The 14,459-nt window shown below is 62.0% G+C and carries 11 protein-coding genes, 2 tRNA genes and 3 pseudogenes; 9 read left to right on the top strand and 7 right to left on the bottom strand.

The features are described from left to right. Both MKK50_RS22165 and MKK50_RS22160 read left to right on the top strand, forming a co-directional pair. Nucleotides 1-192 (top strand): annotated as a pseudogene (locus MKK50_RS22165) (IS481 family transposase); the annotation flags it as partial. Between the two features lie 316 nt (nt 193-508). Beyond that, nucleotides 509-694 (top strand): hypothetical protein, encoded by a 186-nt coding sequence (locus tag MKK50_RS22160; protein WP_499025335.1) that lies wholly within the window; start codon nt 509-511, stop codon nt 692-694. Between the two features lie 93 nt (nt 695-787). Here MKK50_RS22160 and MKK50_RS22155 read toward each other — a convergent pair whose 3' ends face one another. Next, the gene (locus MKK50_RS22155; protein WP_499025332.1) at nt 788-2,866 is read right to left on the bottom strand and encodes an FkbM family methyltransferase; all 2,079 of its coding nucleotides are present in this window, start codon (nt 2,864-2,866) and stop codon (nt 788-790) included. Nucleotides 2,867-3,355: 489 nt separating this feature from the next. On the opposite strand from MKK50_RS22155, the gene MKK50_RS22150 reads away from it, so the two are divergent. Then, nucleotides 3,356-4,552 carry a hypothetical protein gene (locus tag MKK50_RS22150; protein WP_499025331.1) on the top strand — a complete coding sequence of 399 codons (1,197 nt, stop codon included), beginning with the start codon at nt 3,356-3,358 and terminating at the stop codon, nt 4,550-4,552. A 276-nt stretch (nt 4,553-4,828) separates the two neighbouring features. On the opposite strand, the gene MKK50_RS22145 is transcribed toward MKK50_RS22150, so the two are convergent. The 3 genes and pseudogenes from MKK50_RS22145 to MKK50_RS22135 all read right to left on the bottom strand — a co-directional run bounded on the left by MKK50_RS22145 (nt 4,829) and on the right by MKK50_RS22135 (nt 5,430). Continuing rightward, nucleotides 4,829-5,041 carry a hypothetical protein gene (locus tag MKK50_RS22145; protein WP_499025329.1) on the bottom strand — a complete coding sequence of 71 codons (213 nt, stop codon included), beginning with the start codon at nt 5,039-5,041 and terminating at the stop codon, nt 4,829-4,831. Between the two features lie 2 nt (nt 5,042-5,043). Then, a pseudogene (locus tag MKK50_RS22140) lies at nt 5,044-5,307 on the bottom strand (hypothetical protein). Between the two features lie 47 nt (nt 5,308-5,354). Further along, nucleotides 5,355-5,430 (bottom strand) — tRNA-Thr (locus tag MKK50_RS22135). 144 nt (nt 5,431-5,574) lie between these two features. On the opposite strand from MKK50_RS22135, the gene MKK50_RS22130 reads away from it, so the two are divergent. The 3 genes from MKK50_RS22130 (at nt 5,575) to MKK50_RS22120 (ending at nt 6,652) form a co-directional block, all read left to right on the top strand. Continuing rightward, nucleotides 5,575-6,246, top strand: a complete 672-nt coding sequence (locus tag MKK50_RS22130; RefSeq protein WP_499025328.1) for a Maf-like protein — start codon at nt 5,575-5,577, stop codon at nt 6,244-6,246. Then, nucleotides 6,243-6,461 (top strand): DNA gyrase inhibitor YacG, encoded by a 219-nt coding sequence (gene yacG / locus MKK50_RS22125; protein WP_499025325.1) that lies wholly within the window; start codon nt 6,243-6,245, stop codon nt 6,459-6,461. Before MKK50_RS22130 ends, yacG begins: the two co-directional genes overlap by 4 nt. 115 nt (nt 6,462-6,576) lie before the next feature. Next, a tRNA-Phe gene (locus MKK50_RS22120) sits at nt 6,577-6,652 on the top strand. Nucleotides 6,653-6,770: 118 nt separating this feature from the next. On the opposite strand, the gene MKK50_RS22115 is transcribed toward MKK50_RS22120, so the two are convergent. After that, the gene (locus MKK50_RS22115) at nt 6,771-7,160 is read right to left on the bottom strand and encodes a hypothetical protein (protein ID WP_499025324.1); all 390 of its coding nucleotides are present in this window, start codon (nt 7,158-7,160) and stop codon (nt 6,771-6,773) included. 1,466 nt (nt 7,161-8,626) lie between these two features. Here MKK50_RS22115 and MKK50_RS22110 point away from each other — a divergent pair. The 3 genes and pseudogenes from MKK50_RS22110 to MKK50_RS22100 form a co-directional block, all read left to right on the top strand. Then, nucleotides 8,627-9,088, top strand: a pseudogene (locus MKK50_RS22110) (integrase core domain-containing protein); the annotation flags it as partial. Between the two features lie 1,907 nt (nt 9,089-10,995). After that, complete coding sequence (locus tag MKK50_RS22105) at nt 10,996-12,786, top strand: ABC transporter ATP-binding protein (protein ID WP_499025322.1); 1,791 nt, start codon at nt 10,996-10,998, stop codon at nt 12,784-12,786. 62 nt (nt 12,787-12,848) lie between these two features. Beyond that, on the top strand, nt 12,849-13,727 hold the full coding sequence (locus MKK50_RS22100; protein ID WP_499025320.1) for an aldose 1-epimerase family protein: 879 nt from the start codon (nt 12,849-12,851) through the stop codon (nt 13,725-13,727). A 26-nt stretch (nt 13,728-13,753) separates the two neighbouring features. Here MKK50_RS22100 and MKK50_RS22095 read toward each other — a convergent pair whose 3' ends face one another. Together MKK50_RS22095 and MKK50_RS22090 are read right to left on the bottom strand one after the other, a co-directional pair. Continuing rightward, entirely contained in the window at nt 13,754-13,963 is a 210-nt protein-coding gene (locus MKK50_RS22095) for a TOBE domain-containing protein (protein WP_253372064.1), read from the bottom strand. A gap of 81 nt (nt 13,964-14,044) precedes the next feature. Beyond that, a complete protein-coding gene (locus MKK50_RS22090) occupies nt 14,045-14,419 on the bottom strand; it encodes a DUF2293 domain-containing protein (RefSeq protein ID WP_499025319.1) in 375 nt (124 codons plus the stop codon). Between the last annotated feature and the right edge of the window lie 40 nt (nt 14,420-14,459).

The raw sequence follows: 14,459 nt of genomic DNA, 5'->3' as shown, positions 1-14,459 counted from the left end.
GTGCTGTCACCCGAAGACGAAGCGGTGGTGGTCGCCTTTCGGCGTCACACGCTCCTGCCGCTGGACGACTGCCTCTACGCGCTGCAGGCCACGATCCCGCACCTGACCCGCTCGTCGCTGCATCGCTACCTGCAGCGCCATAGGATCAGCCGATTGCCGGAGGTCGACGGATCGTCTCAGTCGTCGTGGCGCTGCCGTGAAGAACCTGGCCCATAGCGCGTCCCTGCACTCCAGTGTGAAGAGTGCACCTTCAAACCCTGGGATCAAACATCTAACTCGCGCCAGAGCCGCCCGCCTGCTGAAGGCCTGATCCTATGGACACCTCGTTCCTCGCGCCCGGCCCGATCACCTGGGTGCAGGTGATCGCGTTCGCCCTGTTCGCCGTCACGCTCCTGAAGGGCGTCGATTAGCTCACCAGCAAGGTGGAGGGCGGGACCGCGGCGGCCGTTTCACCGCTGATCATCGATATGGCGCAGTGAAGATCCAAGTCGCGGCGTAGAACGAGGCCTTGCACAGCTCCAAGGTCGAAGTCGCGCGCACCTACGTGACCGGCGACGTGATCACCCGAATGGAGCGCCGCATTGACGACCTCGTGACTTCGATGCGCGAGGAGATGGCCGCGACCCGCCGAGCGATGCTCCAGGCGATCACGGGCCGCCGGGCCGCCGGGCCGCCGGGCCGCTGGGCCGAGTGATCCCTGCTATTCACGCCTGTCCACACACCGCCCCGGGGCTTCGGCCTCGGGGCTTTTTTTCGTGCCTGACTTCTCGGCACACCCCAGCGCGGCCTAGGAAAACTGATCGGCTCCGAAGGAAAGTCGACGGGGCGGTATCTCCCAAACCTTCTCGATGAATGCGAGCTTTGCTGCACGCTCCTCCGATAGGGCCGCCGCTCTCTCAGGCGAGCACGTGAACCAAGCGTCAACCTCGACGATGTCTCCATCGAAGTGATCGACAGGCTGAAGACGTCTCAGATTCAGACCAGCCCGCGAAAGGAGATCGACCATATCGTGGAGCAGCTTTTGCCCATGATAGATCGGCCTGAAATGCGCCTCGACTTTGACCCCCAGGCACTCATTAAGGGCATTTCCGAAGCCCTCCAGAACTTGATAATCGAACCCCTGTACATCGATCTTGATAGCATCAGGTTGTGGCACTTCGCCATTAGCCATCAGCGTATCGTACCGCTCGCACTCAACCTCGATTTCGTGCATGACGCGAAATGCTGGCGCAATTGTATATGGCTGAAGCAGCTTGTTGTTTGGATCTAAAAGCGATGTGCAGCCCAGGCTGCGGGTGACGTGCAGTGTGCGCTTTTCAGCGCGATTGCCGAGCGCTCGCTCTACAACGATACCGTCGCGACATGACTCCAACTTCGCTCGTGCCATCGCTGCTTCAGATGGATTGGGCTCGAAGAGAACTGCGCGGACCGAGCTAAGATGCGGCAGCCATTCTTCACCAAGCCCACCAAGCCCACCCACGTCGACCAATGTTAGCATGCTCTGCTCCAATTTAAGCTTGACTTCAGAAGGCAAATCAGGAAACGAGCGCGTGACTTTACCCATCCACAAATCCGCAACAGCGCCGATATCAATAACGACAGCGCCTTGTTCTTTTAGCTTTGCAGCGTAAATTTTGCCGAGCATGCCGGCAGCAACAAGCCATAACTGGCCTTTTCGATCAGTCGGAACGCTAAGCTTCTCTATTATTTCGTTAAATCGGTCAGGCCAGTGGCGGCCTGCTACAGCGCTTGCACCAAGTGTACCGGCATGGATTTGCTCGCCTGGCGTCTTGATCAGATCAACGCGACCGATTCCGTAAGTTCTCTGTAGTGCCGATGGCAAAGCGTCTTGGCATGAAATAACCCCTACGAGTGGCCGCTTTTCCAGCAATCGAGCCAGTGCGCCGCTCAGCAGCAAGTCGTAATGAATGGTGAGTGAGTAGACTGGAACATTTTTAGCCCAGTCCGGCTTTTGGTCTGCGAATGCTAGGAGCTTTCGCATCACGTTCACTACCCACGCAATACCACGACGCGAGGCATAGTCGTACTCGGTCTGTATAGCAGCCTCGTACATGCTTCCGCCGATCGCGTCGGCTTGGCCTATGGCTGAATTAAATTTGTCGAGTGCCGCCAGAAATTCTGGGCGGTCGAGCACCGATGTGTCTTTGAACCAAATCTCAGCAAACTCATCGCGGTTCGCTCGATAATAATCTCTGTTGTTTGCCTCGTCTTCAGCGCCTAGGCGGATGCAAGCACCTTCGCCGTCTCCAAGTCGCAGAAGCAAGTATGGTCGCCCCGCGTCCAGCGCTGCACGAATGTCCGCTTCCAAGTCGGAGACCGACCAACTTGCGAAGCGCGCGCGCACTTCTAGGAGGAGCCGTTGCGCTTCCGAGCGGTCGTACGTCTTCAACACGGAGAAAAACTGACGATGGATCGCGACCTCACGCTCAACTGCTGGATGCTCTCGCTGTACACGCGTCAGAACGGCGCGTGCCTCAGCATCTTGTTTAGAAATCGCAAGTTGAACGGCAAGCCACAAAAGACGATGAGGCTGCGGATCAACGGCGACTGACTTATTCAAATAACCAATCGATCGGTCCGGCTGCCCTGCTACGCCAAAGGCGTATCCTAGCTCCCAAAGCGCTTGATCTTGATATTTCCTGCAGGGAATTAGTGGGCCAACGATAACTTCTGCATCATCCAAGCGCTGTTGTAGGCGCAATAGATAGATTGCCCGCGCAGCAAAATACTCGAAATCAGGCTCATCCGCCCTCTCAATCACTTCATTGGCCATTTCGCGACGTTCGGTGGGACCTGACGCGAGAAAGGTGTTGCAAAAATTAATGATTTGCTCGTCGGTGATCATTCTGCCCCCGGCGGTTGGCCGCCTGCCTTATGGTCGAAATTAACTCTGCCCGCCAGGGTCGCTACGCTGCAGGCGCATTTTGCGTGCTGCCTCGCTGTTGCTCCTAATGGCGACATCGCAGATCCAGAAAACCTTTAGCGACGGATCCCGGCGCGTCATGCAAGGAGAGGCGAGCAAATGAGGTCGCACCTATCCCACGGCTTCGCATCGGCGTTTCCGTCAGCCAGCCTGGTCCTGCTGCTTTTGACCGCGAGCGCCCTTGCGCAGGTTCGTGTTGCACCTCAGCAACAACCAAATCGTGGATCTCCGAACGACAGTGCCCCGCACTCGCTAACCCCGGATGATGCCGCTCCTGCCAAAGCGCCGGTTCGGGACCCTTCGCGTGGCGAGCCGGAAGCTACGGAGCCGGGCGTTCAACGATCTCTCAGAGTGATCGGGAATGAGCAGCCGCTCGATCTAATCTCGTCCGTTCCGAGCAATGGAATCTTTATGACCGGTGACGACGCACCACTCCAGGCCGAGCCGATCCTTGGCCCATTTCATGGACTTGATCAGGACTTAACTCGGGCGCAGATGGTGCGCTACTTCTCGCCAACTGGCGATAGCAACAAGGGTGAGTATGGCACCCTTTTGAACGCTCGTTTTGCGACTGGCTTTCCTGAGGCTTGCAGAAGAAACACGTTTTATCCAGAGGGCGGAACTTGCCTCAACGACGGAGGCAAGATGTACCGCGTCAAACCCCGAGGCAGCTCAAGGTCTTACTACGGAAAGACTGCCGCTGTCGGGTTAGGCCCAGTGGGTACATCAGAAAACATAATCGACGGCGGTGTAGTCTGGCGTTACGAACCTAGTTATAGTCCAGGCAACGGGGGGAAGACAAATCTTGCCCTGATGACTTATCAGGAGGCTAAATCAGGTGCCGCCTGGACCGGAGCCTTCGCCCATCAGATAGCAAGCGGTGGTCCGAAGAAAACTGCATTTACACTAGAGCTGGATCTTAACAACTACTGGGGCGACTACGCGGGTGATCCGGCCGGTCCGACGGCTACGGCTCTCCAGATCTTCATGGGAGGTCCAAATCGGTCCTCTAAGGCGATTGGTATTGGCCAGTACGACCAACCGTTGGCTGGAAGCACCTCGGTAGTGAATGGAATCGAAATCTGCTGTGCTTCACTTGCCCGTGACAACACAGTCCTCGACCTCACAGAATCGCACAACGGCTACATGAACCAAGGAGCACATCCCGGCTCCGCATTTACCGATGGGTCCGCGTCAGCAATTAGCTTCAATAGCTACGGAGGCGCTGGCATAGGGTTCCGCCATACCGGCTCGTCCAGAGTGGGACTTCAGCTAGAGGGTCGCTATTCGGACAGTCAGGTTCAGGGTCAAGGATGGAACGTAGATCCTGTCGGGAAGATCACATCATCTGGCGAGACTATCAGTGGTAATTCGCACATCGCGGGACATGCCACTGTTGGAAATGGTCTCTCAGTTGCCGCTGGCTCATTCAAGCCTGCACAGTATATCGTCACAAAATTGTTTTCATGCAACCCAGAGACGAAGGGAAGTTTTGTTGTCGTGACAGACTTAGATGCTACTCCTACCTATCGGCAAACGAATTTCTCCGGTGGAGGCTCGATCGCAGCGCCACTTTTTTGCAATGGATCTAAGTGGGAAGTGCACTAAGATTGATTGGCGAGCCATGCGCCCTACCAGGATATCGCGACTTCGCTCCTTTTGCTTGTCGCAACACGGAGCGCCATCGTTCACGTAGCGGCCCCAAGCATCCGTTTCCGCACCTGGGCCATGCGGTCGTCATCGCTGGCGCTTGTTGCCATGGCCTCGCGTCCGACGGCGTTGTAGATCTTCCGTACGGTCGCCTCGTCCAGACTGAGGCACTGCGCGATTTGGAGCGGACCGCGCAGCACAGCGCCGAATTGGTCCGCGGCCTCAGTCATCGGCCTACCGGACCACGATCTCGCGTCCACCAACGACGACCTTCGCTGGCTCGGTTGGGTGACAGTCGACGAATAGGCTGATCCCATACGGCCGCAGCCTGTCCCAAGCCGCATCGCTTCCCGTCATGAGCGCACGGGCCAGCAGGTCCGCCAGATCCTTGCCGCCGTCGCTTATGGCCGCGGCACTGTCGTTGCTCATCTCGACGATGCTCCGCATGATCAAGCCTTTTGTGCCCGCGCCAGCAGGATCGCCGTGCGGGTGAGGCCACGCTTCAGGCCAGGGCTCGACTCGGGGTGGGCGACGACCTAGCTCGCCCAGCCATCCCCGGCGAAAGCCGGAGCGAGATCGAGGCTGTAGCCGTCGGCGATCGGGTGGGCGGTGGTGCTGCACTCAGCGAGATATGCATCGACGGCCGCGTTCACCTCGTCGTCGGTGACGGCCTTGGCCTTGAACAGTTCGCGGACGGTGGGGGATTCAGTCATGGTACTTACCGGAGCAGGGTTTCGGCAAGCAGAGCAAAGCTAAAAAGTGGTGCCGCAAGAGGGATTCGAACCCCCGACCCCCTCATTACGAATGAGGTGCTCTACCAGCTGAGCTATTGCGGCGTCGCATCCGGCCTCGTCGCATCGACGCCCGATGGAATGTGCCGGGTCTTAGACGGACGCCTTGCCCTTGGCAAGCTCTTGGATGCCGTCTGATGGCCGAGACCGCGTTGCGGTGCCACCGGGCTTGGGCGTAAGACCTCGCCGATGAACGAGCTTCTCACCTCCGACGCCCTGAAGCCGCAGGTTTCCGGGGCGCCTGCACGACCGCCCCTCGTGCTGGCCTCGGCCTCTCCGCGCCGGCTGGCCCTGCTGCAACAAGTCGGAATCGAGCCGGATGCACTGTTGCCCGCCGATATCGACGAGACCCCCCGGAAATCCGAATCGCCCCGTGACCTGGCTCGTCGCCTCGCCCGGGAAAAGCTGGAGGTAGCCCAGGTTGCGGCGCGCCGTCGGGACGACTTGCGCGACGCTTATCTCGTCTCAGCCGACACCGTAGTCGCCGTCGGTCGCCGCGTACTGCCCAAGGCCGAGCTGCTCGATGAGGCCGCCGACTGCCTGCGGCTGCTCTCGGGGCGGGCGCATCGCGTCTTCACCGCCGTTTGCATCCTGTCCCCGAAGGATCGACGCCGCGAACGCATGGTCGAGACCCGCGTGCGATTCAAGCGCCTCTCGAACCGCGAGATCGAGGGCTATCTTTCCTCGGGCGAGTGGCGCGGCAAGGCCGGCGGCTACGCCATCCAGGGCTTGGCGGCAGCCTTTGCGATCAAGCTCGTCGGCTCGCACAGCGCAGTGGTCGGCCTCCCGTTGTACGAGACGATGAGCCTGCTCGAAGGCGAGGGCTTTCCCGTGCGGGCCGCCTGGGGAGCAGCGACATGAATCGGCCGGTAAAGAGGACGGCGGCGGGCAAGGCACTGGCTCCCTGTCCGATCTGCGGCAAGCCGGCCCAGACCGAAACCAAGCCATTCTGCTCGGCCCGCTGCGCCGATATCGACCTCGGACGCTGGCTCGGTGAGCGCTACGTCATCCCAGGGCCGGAGGAGGATGAGCTATCCTACCCACCCCGTTCGGATGAGGAGAATCGCTCGCACTGAGATCGAGATCGGCACCCGGCAAAAAAGCTTCGCCTTCGGTTGTCGGAAGGCTGGACAGGCCCAAAACCCTTCACTATACCCCCGCCAGCCGACGACGCAGCGCGACGCGGCGGATGCCCAGGTAGCTCAGTTGGTAGAGCATGCGACTGAAAATCGCAGTGTCGGCGGTTCGACTCCGTCCCTGGGCACCATCAAACTGCCAAGCCGCCCCATCGGCTTATCCCCTCACCCGCAGCTCTGCCGTTCTGACCGTGCGACGGTCTGTGTTGCGGTACCCATGCCGGTGACGTTCTCTCCTCAGCACTTCTATCAGTCCTCGCCACGACGCTGACGGCTCTTCGCGCGCAGCTTGTGGACCCGCGAGGTGGGGCCGATCCGGTCCCGGTTGTAGAGAAGCGTGGTCGGCAGCTGCGTTTGCGTGGCCGTCGGCATCATGTCGGTTGGCTCGGCGCCGGCGGCAAAGCCCTCCGTGACCGCTCCGGCTCGGCTGTCCATGTTCCAGACCACGTCCGGCCAGCCGCAGCTGCGCGCGATCTTCCGGAGAGTCCGGGAGAAATGGTTCGCCTTCCACGGCAGGCCTGAGCGCTCGTCGAGAACGACCGGCCCGACGCTGCGGACGGTGCCCAGCTCTTGGCGTACGTCGGGCGGCGGGCGGAGCTCGCGGGCGAGCGGGTTGCGCAGCTCACAGCCATAGGCCACCGCCCGGCGGAGCGTCTGGACACATGCGTCGGCGCGGCGCTCGCCGTGCGCTCGGGTGACAACGCTGTCAGCGGGGAGGGTGACAGGAGAGTCACCCCCATAGAGGATCCGTCCGATTCAACCGTCTGAAAAGAATCTTCCTATCCCCCCGGGGGAGGCGCGGTTCAGAAACAATTCCGGGGTCATTCCCCAGCGGCACCGGCCGAGCGCATCCCCCTCGTCGTGTGATCGCCACCGGGACGGCTCACAGCGGCGACGGCCGAGCAATTCGCTTAGCTCTGGGCGGCCTTACCCGAGGGCGGGCGCCTCGATGCGGACCGGCGCATGGCCGAGAGATCTCGTCGCCCTGTCCGACGCCGATTGCGACCTCGCCGTGAGCGCAGCCGGCACCGATGCCCGCGCACCTCGCCAAGCACCCAGGCCGCTCCGCGAAGGCGCTGCACACCTAGCTGCGCACCCGCCGATTTGAGAACGATCGGCCCTGCGCTGCACAGGCGGTACCGATCGCGGTGACCTGCGCGTTCGTGGAGGAAGGGAAACCGGCCCGGAACGCTTGGATGTCCTTCCGCCGTGCACGAGATGAGGACCGGCGCGCGACGATGTCAAAGCCGGGCTACGCCAATCCGGGCTAGCATTTCCCGTGCAAATGGCCGCCGGCGGGCCGACGAGATGCGGGCGGCATGATGCAGACGGAGCACCCACAAAGGGTGCAGGGCGGCGGCCCAGCTTTCCAAGCTGAAATTCAGTCGCAAACGCCTTGCGGACGCCAGATGGGGTACGTTACCGGAATCCAATCGATCAAAGCAACACAGCAAACGAACATTGCGATCAGTATTTGGTCTATGTCCCTAAATTATCCTTGATCGCCTGGTGCAAAGCGAAAATCTCGATTTTTCTCTGATAGCTTAACTTCACAGTAGTATCACATTGATAGCATTGATACTTAGCGACTGTTGCAAACCACTTGCCTGTCTGTGTATGTACGGTTCCGCAAAATGGACATGGGTTGCGCAGCGTATCTTTGTACAGGGCTAACGACAGCGTCATCATATTTCCAGCAATGCCGAAAGGAATCACGGTAATAGATAAATAAAACATTTTGTATAAATACACAAGACAATAATAATAAATCTATGTTAGATTCGATAAATTACTGAAATTTGATCAGCGCCAGAAATGAAAAGCCATAGAGTCGCAATCGCTGCTTCGGATACTAAGCTCCTTTAAAGAAATGAAATTGAAGGCCATGTGATGGCTCTGAGGCGAGCCAAAATGTTCCGGCAACTGAGCTCTTAGACCTCACTGCTACCCCACCATTCCCATTTGCAACCAGTCGACGTGTTGCGGATGTGTGCAGGACGATGGTGTGGAGCGGAACAGAAGGGGAGTCGGGGGCTAAGGATACTGGACGACGATCACCGCCGGGGATTGAGCGTCCGGCCCCGCTGACTCGGCGTGACATCAAGGACGGTCGAAGTCTGCGCATCCTGACGCTGATCGACGAGCACAGCCGGGCCTGCCTCGCGCTGAAGGTGGCCCGGCGCATCAACAGCCTGGGCGTGATCGAGGCATTGGCCGACGCGGTGTGCCTGCAGGGCATCCCGGAGCATATCCGTTGCGACGACGGCCCTGAGATGATCGCGAAGGCACTCCGCAAATGGGTCGCCGAGACGGGCCCAAAGATCCAGTACATCGCCCCGGTCTCACCGTGGGAGAACGGATCTTGTGAGAGCCTCAACGGAAAACTGCGTGACGAGTGCCTGAGGCAGAAGATCTTCGGCTCGCTGAAGGAGGTGCAGATCGTGATCGGTCTTCGGCAGACCACCTACAATCGTGTCCGGCCGCACACATCCTTGGGCTACCGACCGACCACACCCGTCACCTTCCGGGATCTGGCTTTCCGGTTACCTATGGCAGCGGCGATGCAGTCGCCGCGCAACGAGCACAGCCCAAAATACCAGTCAGATCAGCCGAGTTGCTGGCCGGAATTCCCGACTTCCTTGATGACCGCGACCTCAATTTTCGGGACACTCTGGTAGGGTTCCGCCGAGATGCCCTGACGAACCCCGCCGTTCAGCGATGCGAAACAGGGAAAGGTGAACCGCGAGTTCCAAGTCGGGCTACCGGACATGACTCACCTCGCCCAGCTGGAAGCCGCACTATGGTCGGATGGTATGGGCCGGTATTCAAACTCCCTGCCATGCCTGCTTGCACCAACGAGAAACAGGATGGCGATTTCACCCCCCTCCCGCATCGGGATTGGCATAACGAACTTGACGCGCAAGCCCACGCGATGGGACGGAATTGAGCCGAGACAAAGAACGGGAAAATATTATCAATCACATCAGTCAGAAACGAAGGCATCTGACTTTAAAAAACTTTAACAGATATAACTTATATAACCTGATTGATTTGCGGAATATGAAATCACGTCCGATAAATCTACTGCGATACCCTAATCAACTCCACGACGACTGTGGCTCAAACGGGTGAGTAATTTACCACTCGAAAAACGAGTCAAGCCGCGGCATCAGGCAGATGAGCGTTCCTGCCGCGCCGATCACGCCTGCCATCATCACCATCGCCGCCACAGCCAGAACTCCGCGTCATCTCTTCGCAGCCATAACGCGAAATGGGCGTGGGAAGTTTCACCGTCTTGGCTGGCACGTGCGCGTGCCACAGAGATTCATCACCACTTCAGGAAGCGGTCGGCGCTTGGCCGTCCGGCGACGGTGATGGCGATCGCACCAAGGGCGCCGATCAGCATGATAGCGGCAGCAAGAAACATCACGGTTACTCCACGGCGCAGATTCAGGCAGGTCCTGTTAATCAACGAGTGGAAACGGTGGGGTGTGCCGTGCGGCAGATTGGCGTGCCAAAGAAGGATTTGGGCCGGAACCGGGCCGGAACGTCGCTCTCAGCTATCCCGGCCGATCCCCAGCCCCCGCAGGAGGTCACCGATCGGATCGATGCGAGCAGCCTGCTGCGGCTGTGTTGCAGCCGTCCCAGCGCTTGAGGGCGGCAACGCGTTAGAATTCTGGGTAGCCGGAGCAGGCCTTACGCGCGTCGCGACCTTTGCAGCACGGTGACGCCGCACGGCTTGCACGCGCTGAGTCGTGTCGATCCCCACGAGGTCGTCGGCCGCCAAGAGCGCGACCGTCTCTGGTGACAAGAGAGTGAAGGTCGCGGGCTTCGGCGCCGGGACGCCGCCGCGGTCGTCCGTGCTCGGATTCGCTGCACCGGGCTCCGCAGCCATACGGACAGCGTATCGAGGTGGATCAGCCCAGGTGGATCCATCGGCCGCCTCGGCGCCGCTGATGATCAAGCTTTCGGCACGCGATGGCGACGGCGCCGAATTCTGCGTTCTCATGAGAGGAGAGGTCGCGAGAAGACCGAACACCATGATGGCGGTGGTGGCGAAGACGGATCTATAGTGTTCCATGCTTGCGAAACGTACCGCCAAGGTTCTGGTTCCGGCCGCTCGAACCTGTCATCGCGAGATTCGAATCATCTATCTCCCAAGCTCCCCGGACGAGTGCCCCGGAGCCTGGAGGCACCCTGGCGGAACGTTGCGAATCGCTCTCGCCAACCCGACCGTTCAGTCAGGGGTTCGATCCGGTCATCACCCCCGGGCACCTCGAACTCCATTCGCTTGACGCCCCCTCCGCCCGCCATGCTAGAGACCGCGCTCGACGCAGATGGGCCCAGGGTCCGTTTGTGATCAACCACTTAAGCAGCGCTCCGAAAGCATCCGGCCCGGAGCGGACCGATCCGGGCGTCGTCGCGATTGCGCGTCGGTCCTTCGGATCGCAGCCCCTCTCGCCCCGGTGACTGTTTGAGGACCCTCCTCGATCTCCTGCGGGTGATGCGACGGCACGACCGACGGCGGCTCCTGCTGCTCGGGCTCGGGCTCGGGCTCGCCGCCTTGCTCGAAGTGGTCGGCGTCGCCTCGGTGCTGCCGTTCCTCACGCTGGTCGGCGATCCCGGCGCGGCCACGAGGATCCCGTATCTCGGCGACCTTCGCGACGCCTTGGGGCTCAGCGACGACCGCACCTTCCTGCTCGCGACTGGGTTCGCCGCGCTGGCCGCGATCCTGCTCACCAGCGCAGTGAATGCCGCCTTCGCCTATGCGCAACTCCTGTTCGCCCACCTCGTCGGCTACGGTTTCGCTCGGCGTCTACTCGCCCGCTACGTCGATCGCGAGCGCCTATTCTTCGCGCATGCCAACAGCGCCGAACTCGCCAAGAACGTGCTGAGCGAGACCGACCGCCTCGTCCTCGGCGTGCTCACCCCGGCCATGGTGATTGCCTCGCGCGGCGCCTCGGCCCTCGCGGTGGTGATCTTCCTGATTGCCTATCAACCCCGGCTCGCGCTGATCCTCGGCGGCGGCTTCGGCGGGCTCTACATCGCGATCTACATCGTGATGCGGGCCCGTCTCTCGCGGCTCGGCACCCGGGCGGTGGCGGGCAACGAGGGCCGCTACCGAGTGGTGCAGGAGACCTTCGGCGCGCTGACCGAACTCAAGCTTTACGGTCGGGCCGAGACGTTCACGAGCAGCTTTGATGCACCGGCGCGCTCCTACGCCCACGCCCTCGCCTCGAGCCTCGTCACCGGGCAATTGCCGCGCTTCGTCATCGAATCGCTCGCCTTCGGCGGTGTGATCGCCGTGGTTCTCTTCGCGCTGACGCAAGGGATCGACACCGCCGGCATGCTGCCGCTGCTCGGCCTGTTCGCCTTCGCCGGTTACCGCATGCTGCCGGCATTCCAGAACATCTTCACATCCGTCTCGCAGTTGCGCTTTCACCTGCCCGGTGTGCGCCTGATCGTCGATGCGCTGGCGGGGGAGCGGGAGCGCAGGCTTCGCGCCACCGAGCGCCTGCCCTTCGCGCAGACGATCCGTCTTGAGGATGTCGCGTTCGACTACGAGCCCGGTCGTCCGACCCTGCGCGGCATCGACCTGACGATTGCTGCGAACACCACCGTCGGCCTCGTCGGCCGCACCGGCTCGGGCAAGTCGACGCTGGTGGGCCTGATCCTCGGCATCCTCACGCCGACGCGGGGACGCATCCTGGTCGACGGCCGTCCGCTCGATGCCGACAGCCTACCGGCGTGGCAGAACCGGATCGGTTACGTGCCGCAGGACGTGTTCCTGATCGACGGCAGCATCGCGCAGAACATCGCTCTCGGCATCCCGCCGGACAGCCTCGACCGGGCGGCCGTGGAGCGCGCCGCACGGCTCGCGGGCGCGCACGACTTCGTCGCAGCCCTCTCCGCGGGCTACGACACCGGTGTCGGCGAGCGTGGTGCCCGGCTCAGCGGTGGCCAGCGGCAACGCATCGGCATCGCCCGCGCGCTGTACCACGACCCCGATGTCATTGTGTTCGACGAGGCGACCAGCGCGCTCGACGGCGAAACCGAGGCCGCGGTGATGGAGGCGCTCGGCGCGCTGGGCGGCACACGCACGATCATCATGATTGCCCATCGTCTGACCTCGCTGCGCCGGGCCGACACGGTCCACGTCGTCGAGGACGGACGGATCGTCGCCTCGGGGCCGCCCTCGCAGGTAATCGCGGAGCCGACCGCTTCGCCCTCCCCTGCGAGCGCCGTCGTGGCGCCGACCCGGTAGCGGTCCCGCCCCGGCCCGGCTATCGCTCTGAGGCAAAGCAGACGCATGCGGGGGCAAGGGCAATGGACGGGACGGTCGAGATCCGTGCGGATGACAGCAGTACGGCACGGATCGCGCTGCACGGCGCCGAGCCGGTCTCCTGGCAGGTCGAAGGCCGCGAATATCTCTGGAATGGCGATCCGGAACACTGGAACCGGCATGCGCCCTGGCTCTTCCCCGTCGTCGGTGCGTCAGCCGACGGCAGCGTTCAGGTGGATGGCCGGCGCTACCCGATGGCCCAGCACGGCTTTGCCCGCGATCTTCCTTTCGCGGTCGTCAGCCAAAGCGCGGACGCGGTTTCCCTGCGGCTGACCGACAGCGTGGCCACGCGGGCGCAGTACCCCTTCCCGTTCCAGCTGACGATCGACGCTCGCATCGCAGCCAAGACGCTGGCCTTCGATATCTGGATCGAGAATCCGGGCGAGACCGCCCTGCCCTATGGCCTCGGCTTCCACCCCGCCTTTCCCTGGCCTTTCGCCGGGGGCGAGCGTCGCGCCGATGGCGGGTACGCGGTTATCTTCGAGGAAGCGGAGCGACCGTTCGTCCCGGAGGTCGGCGCGGGCGGGCTGCTGGTGCGCAGTGAGCGCGCGTTGACGCTCGCTGGCGCCCGCCTCGACCTCGATCCGGAGTTGTTCACCGAGGCCCTGGTCTTCCTCAACGCGCGGAGCCGGGCGATGCGCTTCGTGTCGCCGAGCGGGCGAGCCATCGCCATGCGGATGGAGGACTTTCCCCATCTCGCGGTCTGGACCAAGCCGACGGCGCCGTTCCTGTCGCTGGAAGCCTGGACCGGACACGCCGACTGGGCCGGCTTCGAAGGCGCCTTGGAGGACCGCGATTCGCAGCGCCTGCTGGCGCCGGGCGCAACCGCCCGGCACGGGATCGCACTGGCGATCGAGGGGTGAGCCTGGAAGGTCGACCCCGACTCGGCTCAGTCGACGGCGATGATGACGTCGGAGCTTTTGATCACGGCATAGGCTTCGCCGCCGACCTTGAGCCCGAGCGAATCGACCGACTCGTTGGTGATGGCCGAGGTGATGACCTGACCGTTGGCGATCTCGATCTTCACATGGGCCGTGGTCGAGCCCTTCTCGACCGACACGACCTTGCCCTTGAGGACGTTGCGCGCGCTGAGCTTCATCGACGGGTGTCTCCGCTGTTGAGATGGCCCTCCCTGCCCCAGCGGCAGCCGGCCGGCAAGCGGAGACCATCCGCTCTCCCCTCACGCTTCGGGTAAGCCGTTCTCGCCGGGGTCAGCCTCGTCGGAGACGCGGCGACGGCAACCCCATTCGGCCAGCCTCGCGTTCATGTCGTCGAGAACGAAGTGGCGGGCGCTGTCATGGTCGTAGCCCTCGTCGAGGAGGTCGTCGTATTCGGTGAAAGTGTGCCGGGTGAACGCCGTCAGGGCGAGCCACGCTGCCGTTTCCGGCACAGCACCGCGTAGACCGGGGCTGCGCAACGCCCGGTCCAGTACCGCCTCCGCCTCGAAATCCGGAAGACGCGGCGCGAGACGGGTCAAGGCCTCGGTCAGGACGGCGCGGCGATCCGTTGGCAGCACTGCATCGCTCGGACGGTTCGGGCTCCCTGCCCTCTTCATGCGACGCCCCCCCATTGGTCCCGAAAACGAAAAAGGGCGG

Source organism: Methylobacterium sp. J-043, from assembly GCF_022829505.1.
GTDB lineage: Bacteria > Pseudomonadota > Alphaproteobacteria > Rhizobiales > Beijerinckiaceae > Methylobacterium > Methylobacterium extorquens_A.
This window is presented reverse-complemented; position numbering and strand designations above follow the sequence as displayed.

Bases quoted from the DNA above. Each gene is read 5' to 3' on its own strand.
- MKK50_RS22155 (WP_499025332.1), bottom strand. From the start codon at position 2,866: ATGATCACCGACGAGCAAATCATTAATTTTTGCAACACCTTTCTCGCG.
- MKK50_RS22150 (WP_499025331.1), top strand. From the start codon at position 3,356: ATGACCGGTGACGACGCACCACTCCAGGCCGAGCCGATCCTTGGCCCA.
- MKK50_RS22145 (WP_499025329.1), bottom strand. From the start codon at position 5,041: ATGCGGAGCATCGTCGAGATGAGCAACGACAGTGCCGCGGCCATAAGC.
- MKK50_RS22130 (WP_499025328.1), top strand. From the start codon at position 5,575: ATGAACGAGCTTCTCACCTCCGACGCCCTGAAGCCGCAGGTTTCCGGG.
- yacG (WP_499025325.1), top strand. From the start codon at position 6,243: ATGAATCGGCCGGTAAAGAGGACGGCGGCGGGCAAGGCACTGGCTCCC.
- MKK50_RS22100 (WP_499025320.1), top strand. From the start codon at position 12,849: ATGGACGGGACGGTCGAGATCCGTGCGGATGACAGCAGTACGGCACGG.
- MKK50_RS22095 (WP_253372064.1), bottom strand. From the start codon at position 13,963: ATGAAGCTCAGCGCGCGCAACGTCCTCAAGGGCAAGGTCGTGTCGGTC.
- MKK50_RS22090 (WP_499025319.1), bottom strand. From the start codon at position 14,419: ATGAAGAGGGCAGGGAGCCCGAACCGTCCGAGCGATGCAGTGCTGCCA.